This is a genomic window from Rhodanobacter spathiphylli B39 (genome assembly GCF_000264295.1).
In the GTDB taxonomy this organism is placed as follows: Bacteria; Pseudomonadota; Gammaproteobacteria; order Xanthomonadales; family Rhodanobacteraceae; genus Rhodanobacter; species Rhodanobacter spathiphylli.
Map to the genome: position 1 here is coordinate 1 of NZ_AJXT01000056.1, position 9693 is coordinate 9693.

Annotated in this window: 5 protein-coding genes; 4 read left to right on the forward strand and 1 reads right to left on the reverse strand. The window is 70.4% G+C overall.

Features of this window, described 5'->3' with window-relative positions:
* The first annotated feature begins 59 nt into the window (after window positions 1-59).
* On the forward strand, window positions 60-1439 hold the full coding sequence (gene ntrC, locus UU7_RS16290; protein WP_007810261.1) for a nitrogen regulation protein NR(I): 1380 nt from the start codon (window positions 60-62) through the stop codon (window positions 1437-1439).
* A 40-nt stretch (window positions 1440-1479) separates the two neighbouring features.
* On the opposite strand, the gene UU7_RS16295 is transcribed toward ntrC, so the two are convergent.
* Window positions 1480-5358, reverse strand: a complete 3879-nt coding sequence (locus UU7_RS16295) for a GH36-type glycosyl hydrolase domain-containing protein (RefSeq protein WP_007810264.1) — start codon at window positions 5356-5358, stop codon at window positions 1480-1482.
* 278 nt (window positions 5359-5636) lie between these two features.
* Here UU7_RS16295 and UU7_RS16300 point away from each other — a divergent pair, with 278 nt between their 5' ends.
* The 3 genes from UU7_RS16300 (at window position 5637) to gnd (ending at window position 9470) form a co-directional block, all read left to right on the forward strand.
* Window positions 5637-6965 (forward strand): glucoamylase family protein, encoded by a 1329-nt coding sequence (locus UU7_RS16300; RefSeq protein WP_202946808.1) that lies wholly within the window; start codon window positions 5637-5639, stop codon window positions 6963-6965.
* Window positions 6962-8491 carry a mercuric reductase gene (locus UU7_RS16305; RefSeq protein WP_007810268.1) on the forward strand — a complete coding sequence of 510 codons (1530 nt, stop codon included), beginning with the start codon at window positions 6962-6964 and terminating at the stop codon, window positions 8489-8491. The genes UU7_RS16300 and UU7_RS16305 overlap by 4 nt, the downstream gene beginning before the upstream one ends.
* Window positions 8492-8564: 73 nt before the next feature.
* Window positions 8565-9470, forward strand: coding sequence for a phosphogluconate dehydrogenase (NAD(+)-dependent, decarboxylating) (gene gnd, locus UU7_RS16310; protein WP_007810270.1), 906 nt, complete (start codon window positions 8565-8567; stop codon window positions 9468-9470).
* The last annotated feature ends 223 nt before the right edge of the window (window positions 9471-9693 follow it).

Below are 9693 nucleotides of genomic sequence, written 5' to 3' on the forward strand. Positions count from 1 at the left end.
TCCTGCCGATTTGTCCCCTGCACGCAGGGGGAGGAGCAAAGCCGCGGCGGAGTAAAGCCATGACGCAAGACATCTGGATCCTCGACGACGACCGCGGCGTGCGTTTCGTGCTGGCCGAGGCCTTGCGCGACGCGGGCCTGGCGGTGGGCGAGTTCGGCGAGGTGGCCGCGGTACGCGCGGCGCTGCAGGCGGCACGTCCCGCGCTGCTGCTCACCGACGTGCGCATGCCGGGCGAGGACGGCCTGAGCCTGCTCGGCGAACTGCAGGCGCAGGGCGTCGGTCCGGTGATCGTGATGAGCGCGTACACCGACGTGGCCACCACGGCGGCGGCGTATCGCGCCGGCGCGGTCGACTACCTGGCCAAGCCGTTCGACCTCGATCACGCGGTGGCCTCGGTGCAGCGTGCCCTGGCCAGCGTGGCGGCGCCCACCGCGGCGGCCACCCACACGCTCGCGCCCGGTCATGCGCTGCTGGGCGAGAGCGCGCCGATGCGCGAGGTGTTCCGGCTGATCGGCCGCGTCGCCGCCAGCGACCTCAACGTGCTGGTCACCGGCGAAACCGGCACCGGCAAGGAACTGGTAGCCCGCGCGCTGCACGAGGAAAGCGCGCGCCGCGACCAGGCCTTCGTGGCGTTGAACACCGCGGCGATTCCCAGCGAGTTGCTGGAGAGCGAGCTGTTCGGCCACGAAGCCGGCGCGTTCACCGGCGCCACCCGTCGTGTCGCCGGCCGCTTCGAGCAGGCCGAGGGCGGCACGCTGTTCCTCGACGAGATCGGCGACATGCCGCTGGTGCTGCAAACCCGGCTGCTGCGCGTGCTGGCCGGCGGCGAGTTCTATCGCGTCGGCGGGCGCGAGCTGATCCGCTGCAACGTGCGCATCGTCGCCGCCACCCACCAGGATCTGGCAGCGCGCGTCGCCGCCGGTGCGTTCCGCGCCGACCTGATGCACCGGCTCGACGTGGTGCGCATCGAACTGCCGCCGCTGCGCACCCGTCGCGGCGACATCGCGCTGCTGGCCCGGCACTTCCTGGCCGCCACCGCGCAGGAGTTGAAACTGCCGCCGAAGCGCTTCTCGAAGGCGGCCCTGAAACAGGTCGCCCAGCGCGACTACCCGGGCAACGTGCGCGAGCTGGAAAACCTGTGCCGCCGACTGGCGGTGATCGCTCCGGGCAGCGAAATCCTGCCGGCCGACCTGGGCACGCCGGAAGGCGGCAGCCGTGGTGGCGAATGGACCGACGCGCTGCGCGAATGGGCCACGCAGGCGCTGGCCGACGGCGAGGCGGACATCCACGCCCGTGCCCGCGAGGCGCTCGACCAGATCCTGCTGCAGGCCGCGCTGCAGGCGCACGAAGGCCATCGGCAGAACGCGGCGCAGGCGCTGGGCGTGGGCCGCAATACGCTGACCCGCAAGCTGGGGGCTTCGCGTACGCGGCGGCGCTGAGCCGCGTCCCGAACGGGCCCGCTCGCCCGGTGCCGGGCTCCTATGCGGCCACCCGTCCCAAGGTGATGCATAGCCGATGCACCGCACCGTCGGTCGCCAGCGCAATGGGCTCGGCCGCGTCCAGCGTCTGGCCGTCCATTTCAACCTGCAGCACGCCGCGACAGACATGCTCCGGGTTGCGCACCTCGATCTCGTGGGCCGTGCCGCGATGGCGGTAGCTGATGCGGAAGCCGTCCCAGGCCTTCGGGATGCATGGCGCGATGCGCAGCCGGTCGCCGCGCAGGTGGAAGCCCAGTACCGCCTCCAGGCCTGCCCGGTACAGCCATGCCGCCGAGCCGGTGTACCAGGTCCAGCCGCCGCGGCCGACGTGGGGCGCCACCGAATAGACGTCCGCGCAGACCACGTACGGTTCGACCTGGTAGCGGGCGATGGCCTCGGCGCTGCCGCCGTGGTTGATCGGGTTGAGCAGCTTGAACTGGTCGCCGGCGCGGTCGCCGTCGCCCAGCCCGGCCCAGGCGAACACCGACCACGTCGCGCCATGCGTGTACTGCCCGCCGTTCTCGCGCACGCCGGGCGGGTAGCCCTTGATGTAGCCGGGGTCTTCCTTGCCGTCCTGGTCGAAGGGTGGCGTGAACAGCCGCGCGAGTTGATGCGGGTGATCGACCAGCAGGCGGTCGACCGAGGCCATCGCCTGGGCCGCGTGCGCATGGTTGTCGGCGCCCGCCAGCACGCTCCAGGACTGCGCGATGGTGTCGATCTGGCATTGTGCGTCCTGCGCCGAACCCAGCGGCGCGCCGTCGTCGTAATAGCCGCGGCGATACCACGCGCCATCCCACGCCTGCTCCAGCGCTTGGCGCAGTGCCGTGGCGTGGTCGCGCCAGCGCTGCGCGCGTGCGTGTTCCCCGCGCTGTTCGGCGACCGGCGCCAGTTGCGCGATCGTGGCCAGCAGGAACCAGCCCAGCCAGCTGCTCTCGCCGCGGCCGCGGGCGCCCACCGCATTCATGCCGTCGTTCCAGTCGCCGGTGCCGATCAGCGGCAGGCCGTGGGCGCCCCGGCTCAGGCTGGTATCGATCGCCCGCGCGCAGTGCTCGTACACGGTGGCGGTTTCGTCCGAGACGCCAGGCTGGAAGAACGCGTCAGTGGCGTCGTCGGGAATGGCCTGGCCGCTGAGGAAGGGCAGCACCTCGTCGAGCACCGCGCGGTCGCCGCTGACCTCGACGTAGTGCATCGTGACGTAGCCCAGCCAGACGCGGTCGTCGCGGATCTTCGTGCGGATGCCCTGGCCCTTGGGCGGCAGCCACCAGTGCTGCACGTCGCCTTCGGCAAACTGGCGGCCGGCGGCGCGCAGCAGGTGTTCGCGGGCCAGGTCGGGCCGGCTCACGCACAGCGCCATCACGTCCTGCAACTGATCGCGGAAGCCGTAGGCGCCGCTGGCTTGGTAGTAGGCGGTGCGCGCCCACAGCCGGCAGGCGGTGACCTGGTACAGCGCCCAGTCGTTGAGCAGCAGGTCCATGCTTCGTTCCGGCGTACTCACTTGCACGGTGTCGAGCACGCCGTTCCAGCACGCGGCGACGTCGCCCAGCACCTCATTGATGTCGATGTCGCGATACTTCGCGACCAGGGCCTGCGCCGCCGCGGCATCGCCACCTTCGCCGAGCAGGAAGTGCAGCTCCAGCGACGTGCCCGGCGGCAGTTCGACCCAGGTCTGCAGCGCACCGCACGGGTCCAGCCCGGCGCCCACGCGTCCGTCCAGCGGCGCCTCGCCCTGCAGCGCGGCCGGGTTCGCGAGGCTGCCCAGCGCACCCAGGAAGTGCGCGCGGTCGCCACTGATCGACTGCTGCATTCCGCCCATGTCGAAGAACGCCACGCGCTCGCCGAAATCCGCGCGCCAGCGATTGCGGGCGAACAGCGCGCCGGTGTCGTCGTCGCGCGAGGTCACCACGAACGGGGCCGGCGTGCTGCCGTTGGGGCCCAGCGCCCATTCGACGTAGCCGGTGATCGCCAGTCGCCGCGTGCGGGCGGAGCGGTTGCACAGGCGCAGGCGCGACAGCTTGATCGTGTCGTCGACCGGCACGCACTGGACGAGCTCCAGCGCGATGTCGTGCGCGTCGTTGCGGAAGCGCGTCCAGCCCTTGCCGTGGGTCGTGGTGCAGCGGGCGCCGTCGACGCGGATCGGCAACGCGGTGGCCGTCCACAGCGCGCCGTCGTCCGCGTCGCGCAGGTAGATCGCCTCGTGCGGCATGTCGCTGACCGGATCGTTCGGCCACGGCGTCAGCGGATTCTGCTGGCTGTTGCCCGACCACGCGTAGCCGCCGCCCTCGGCGGTGACCAGGAAGCCGAAGGCCGGGTTCGCGATCACGTTGCTCCACGGCGCCGGCGTGGGGCGCGCCGCGTCCAGCTCGATCCGGTAGGCGCGGCCGTTTGCGACGAAGCCGCCGTGGCCGTTGGCGAATTCGGCTGCCGCGTCGTCGTCGTCGAAGTCGATCGCCGCGGCGCTGGCGATGATCGGGGAAGGCCGGGAAGCCGTTTCCGGTGGCGGCGAAGGCGACGCCGCGGCGGGGTTGTTCAGCACCAGCCGCGCCACGGTCAGCAGGCCGTCGCGCAAGGCGTCGCCGACCTGGTCGTCGCGCAGGCAGAACAGTTCGGCCTTGGGCCCCTCGTCCGGTTCCTTCAAGTGCTGCCGTTGCCGATCGACGCGCCGGTCGAGTTCGTCACGCTGCGTGCCGGCGTCGGCCCCCAGCTGGTCGAGCACCACCACGTCCATCGCCAGCTGATGGGCGCGCCACCAGCGCTGGGCCAGCAACAGCTCGTCCAGCTGGGGCACATCCGCCGGGGTGCGCAGGAACAGCAGGGCGATCGGTCGATCGCCCGAGATGCCGGCGCCCCACAGCGTGGGCGGCCCGCCCTGGCCGCGCTGGCGCTGGTCGGCATGGGCGCGCTGGCTGGCGTCGCTGACCAGCAAGGCCTGTCGCCACTGCGCAAACTGGCGGGCTCGCGTCGCGTCGATGCCGAAGCGCTGGCGTTCCTCCTGCGCGTGCCGGGCCGCGGCGGCGAACAACTGCGTGGCCGCGTCGGCATCGTCGAGGCGCGCGCGCAGCTGCGCCGCGCCGTCGCGGGTATCGGCCAGCCGCGTCCACAGCAACAGGCGGATGCTGCCGCCGGGGGCCAGGGTGAACCCGTGGCGCAGGGCGAACACCGGATCGAGCACGCAGCCGGTGCTGCCGGAAAGTTTCGCACCGGGCTGCATCGCGCTCGCGTCGCGCAGCGTGCGGCAGCGGCCGAGGAAGCGGGCGCGATCGGTTTCGTGCGTGGTGGCGACATGGGCCGCGCCCTCGACCTGCAGCGCCTGCGCCGCCCACACTTGGGCCTGGCTGTCGCTGCGCCGGCGGCGTGTCGCCAGCAGCAGTCCGCACGCGTCATCCCATTCGGTCTGCACGAACATCTTGGAAAAGGCGGGGTGGGCGTTGTCGTCGCCGATCGCGCCCAGCACCAGTTCGGCGTAACTGGTCAGCGACAGGTGCCGCGTTCGATCGCCGTGATGGGTCACCGTGAGCCGGCGCAGTTCGATGTCGGCATCGGGCGCCACCGCGATTTCCAGCGAACTTTCGATGTCGCCGTGTCGATGGCCGAACACGAGGCGTCCGGCGTCGTACCCGGCTGTGCCGATCGTCGCCGTCTCGCCCAGTGGCTGCGCGGTGGCGCCCCACACCGCGCCGCTTTCCTCGTCGCGGAGCAGCAGGAAGCTGCCCCAGGGATCGGTCACCGCATCCTCGCGCCAGCGCGTCACGGCCAGGCCGTGCCAGCGGACGAAGCCGGCGCCGCTGGCGTCGAGCATGCTGGTCAGCTTGCCATTGGAGAGCAGCGGCAACGCCGTGCGGTGGCCATCGGCAGCGGAGGAAACGGGTGAATGGGAAGACATGGCGGGCGTGGACTCCTGACGCGATCATCGCGGGCCTTGCGCGCCGCGATCTCCATCCAGCCTACGGCGGCGGCGGGGAAACATCGCGTGAAAGCAGCGCTCGATCTGCGTGGTCACGCCATCCATGCAGTCGCCTGCGCAGACTGGCGGATGGATAGCCGCGCCACAGCACCGGGCACGAATGCCGGGTGCGGTTGTCCCAAGCCTTGCCCGATGCCGGACGATGCCGTGCGCATGGCGCGCCCGTCCTGCCCTCAACGACTACAGGGACCCGCTGGATGCCACCGATGCCGCCGCTGTGCTCGCTTCCCGACGACGCCCTGCTGGAGCGCCTGCAACGGGCGGCGCTGGGCTACTTCGTGGAGCTGATGAATCCCCGCAACGGACTGGTGCCGGATACCTCGCGCGACAACTCGCCGGTCAGCATCGCGGTGGTCGGCTTCGCGCTGTCGGTGTATCCGCTGGCGGTCGAGCGCGGCTGGATGGATCGCGACGAGGCGGTGCGGCGCTGCCTGCTGGCGCTGCGCTTCTTCCGCGACAGCGACCAGAGCGGCAGCCCCACCGCCACCGGCTACAAGGGTTTCTACTACCACTTCCTCGACATCCACCAGGGTCGGCGCGTGTGGCAGTCGGAGCTGTCGATGATCGACAGTGCCCTGCTGATCGCCGGCATGCTCACTGCGGCCACCTGGTTCCAGGCGGACAACGCCGCCGAAGCCGAACTGCGCGCGCTGGCCGACACGCTGTATCGCCGCGTCGACTGGCGCTGGGCGCAGGACGACGCGGGCACCATCCGCCAGGGCTGGAAGCCGGAGTGCGGCTACCTGCACTACGGCTGGGAAGGCTACAGCGAGGCGATCGTGCTGTACGCGCTGGCGCTGGGCTCGCCCACCCATCCGGTGTCGCCGGAGTGCTACGCGGGCTGGGAGTCCACCTACCAGTGGGAAAACCTGTACGACCAGGATTTCCTGTATGCCGGGCCGTTGTTCGTGCACCAGTTCTCGCACGCCTGGCTCGACCTGCGCGGCATCCGCGACGGCTTCATGCGCGAAAAGCAGTCCGACTATTTCGAGAACACCCGGCGCGCGATCAACGTGCAGCGCTGCTACGCCGAACTCAATCCCCACGAGTTCGCCGGCTACGACCGCAACTGCTGGGGCCTGTCCGCCTGCGACGGTCCCACCGACGAACGCCCCGACGTCAACAACGAACGCCGTCGCCTGTTCGGCTACGCGGCGCGCGGCGTGCCCTACGGCCCGGACGACGGCACCCTGTCGCCGCCGGCGGTGCTGGCCTCGGTGCCGTTCGCGCCGGAGCTGGCGCTGTCTGCGCTGCGCAACATGCTGCTGCGCTACCCGGAGGTTCTCGACGGCGACCGCCTGGCCACCAGCTTCAACGCCAGCCTGGTCGACGCAAATGGACGGCCATGGGTGTCGGGCGGTCAGTACGGGCTGGACCAGGGCGTCATCTTCATGATGATCGAAAACCATCGCAGCGGCGGCATCTGGCGCACGTTGCGCCGCTGCCAGCCGCTGGTCGAAGGCCTGCGCAAGGCCGGCTTCAGCGGCGGCTGGCTGGATGCGCCGACAGCGGAGGCCGCGGCATGAGCACGAAATTCGACGCCAGCGTCAGCACGCCGGTGGACGCGTGGGAACGCAAGCGCCTGGCCGCGGTGCGCCCCGCGTCGTGGAACAACCCCGCGCCCGCCGCGCCGTACCAGTTGGTGATCATCGGCGCCGGGCCGGCCGGCCTGGCCGCGGCCCGCGAGGCGGCGGCACTGGGCCTGCGCGTGGCGCTGGTCGAGCGCCACGAGATCGGCGGCACCTGCTTCAACACCGGCTGCGTGCCGTCCAAGGCCTTGCTGCGCACCGCCGCGGTGTACGCGGAAATGCGCGACGCCGCCCGCTACGGCGCCGAAGTGCCGGCCGACATCCGGGTCGACTTCAGCGCCGTGATGGAGCGCCTGCGGCGCATCCGCAGCCATCTCACCAACACCACCTCGGTGCGCCTGCTGGCGGCCAGCGGGGTGGACGTGTTCTTCGGCAGCGCGCAGTTCAGCGGACCGGACAGCCTCACCGTCAACGGCCAGCCGCTGCAGTTCGACAAGGCGCTGATCGCCACCGGCGCGCGCCCGGACATCCCCGACGTGCCGGGACTGAAGCAGGCCGGCTTCCTCACCAACACCACCATCTTCGAGCTGGCCGAACTGCCGCCGCGGCTGCTGGTGATCGGCGGTGGTCCGCTCGGCTGCGAACTGGCGCAGGCGTTCCAGCGGCTGGGCTCGCGGGTCACCATCGTGCAGAAGCTGCCGCTGTTCCTCGAACGCGAGGAACGCGACGCGGCGCAGACGCTGTCCGACGCGTTCGCCCGCGACGGCATCGAGGTGCGCCTGAACACCATGGCGGTCGCCGTCCGCAGCGAGGGCGACGAGAAGGTGGTCGACCTGGTCAGCGACGATTACCACAGCACGATCCGCGTCGACGCCATCCTGACCGGCGTGGGACGCCTGCCCAACGTGCAGGGGCTGGCGCTGGAAAAGGCCGGCGTCGCGTATGACGACGTCGCCGGCATCCGGGTCGACGACCAGCTGCGCACCGCCAATCCGCGCATCCACGCCGCGGGCGACGTCTGCCTCGACGAAAAGTACACCGACACCGCCGAGGAATCCGCGCGCGTCGCGATCCGCAACGCCGTGCTCGGCGGCTGCGAAAAAATGAGCGAGCTGGTGGTGCCGTGGTGCACCTACACCGACCCGGAGATCGCCCACGTCGGCATGTACGTGCGCGAGGCCAATGCGCGGGGCATCCCGGTGAAGACCTTCACCGTGCCGATGCACCAGGTGGATCGGGCGATCACCGACAGCGAGCAGGGCGGCTTCGTGAAGATCCACGTGCGCGACGGCAGCGACCGCATCCTCGGCGCCACCATCGTGGCGCGCGACGCCGGCGACATGATCAGCCAGATCACCCTGGCGATGGTGGCCGGCGTGGGCATGCGCACGCTGGCGAAGGTGATCCACGCCTATCCCACCCGCACCTCGGCGATCCGGCTGGCGGCGAAGGCATACAACCAGACGCGGCTGAGCGCGCGCGTGGTGGCGCGCCTCAAGCACTGGCTGGCGCGGCCGCGCTGATGTCGGTCACGCCGGCTTTCCCCGCCAGCACCTACACTGTTTTCCCTTACTCCACTGACGCAAGGACTCTCCCATGCAACTCGGCATGATCGGCCTCGGCAAGATGGGCGCCAACATGGCGCAGCGACTCCTCCAGGGCGGCCACCAGGTGACCGGCTTCGACCCCAGCGCCGACGCCCGCAAGAACCTGGAAGGCCATGGCGGCGGCTCTGCCGATTCGCTGAAGGCGCTGGTGCAGGCGTTGCCCGCGCCCCGCGTGCTGTGGCTGATGGTGCCCTCGGGCAAGATCACCGACGACACCGTCGACGCCTTGCTGGCCCTGCTGGACAAGGGCGACACGATGATCGACGGCGGCAATTCCAACTACAAGGATTCGCTGGGCCACGCAGCGAAGTGCAAGGACAAGGGCGTCAACTACGTCGACTGCGGCACCAGCGGCGGCGTGTGGGGACTGGCCGAGGGCTACAGCATGATGGTCGGCGGCGACGAGCAGGTCGTCGATGGCCTGAAGCCGATCTTCGAGACGCTGGCGCCGGGCAAGGACAAGGGCTGGGGCCGCGTCGGCCCGGTCGGTTCCGGCCACTTCACCAAGATGGTCCACAACGGCATCGAATACGGCCTGATGCAGGCCTACGCCGAAGGCTTCTCGATCCTCAAGCACAAGGAGGAATTCGGCCTGGACCTGGCGCAGATCGGCAACATCTGGCGCGACGGCAGCGTGGTGCGCTCATGGCTGCTGGAGCTGGCCACCGACGCGCTGAGCAAGAACCCGGAAATGGACGGCATCGCGCCCTACGTGGTGGATTCCGGCGAAGGCCGCTGGACGGTGAACGCGGCACTGGAACTCAACGTGTCCGCCCCGGTGATCACCCTGTCGCTGATGGAACGCTTCCGCTCGCGCGACGACGACTCGTTCACCGACAAGCTGCTGGCCTCGCTGCGCAATGAATTTGGCGGTCACGCGATCAAGAAGGAATGACCGGCCTTGCTCCCTCCCCCGCCGGCCGCGCTCCCTCCCCGCCGGCCGTGCTCCCTCCCCTGCTCGCAGGGGAGGGTTGGGGTGGGGTCAGCTCTTGATCTTTGCTCCAGGAAGTTGGCGACGCGCTACCGCCGCAACATCCAGAGCAAGAGCTTTCGTCCTCCTTCGGAGGGCGAGTCACTTTCTCTTGAGTGGCCAAGAGAAAGTAACCAAAGAGAAGGCC

Bases quoted from the DNA above. Each gene is read 5' to 3' on its own strand.
- ntrC (WP_007810261.1), top strand. From the start codon at position 60: ATGACGCAAGACATCTGGATCCTCGACGACGACCGCGGCGTGCGTTTC.
- UU7_RS16295 (WP_007810264.1), bottom strand. From the start codon at position 5,358: ATGTCTTCCCATTCACCCGTTTCCTCCGCTGCCGATGGCCACCGCACG.
- UU7_RS16300 (WP_202946808.1), top strand. From the start codon at position 5,637: ATGCCACCGATGCCGCCGCTGTGCTCGCTTCCCGACGACGCCCTGCTG.
- UU7_RS16305 (WP_007810268.1), top strand. From the start codon at position 6,962: ATGAGCACGAAATTCGACGCCAGCGTCAGCACGCCGGTGGACGCGTGG.
- gnd (WP_007810270.1), top strand. From the start codon at position 8,565: ATGCAACTCGGCATGATCGGCCTCGGCAAGATGGGCGCCAACATGGCG.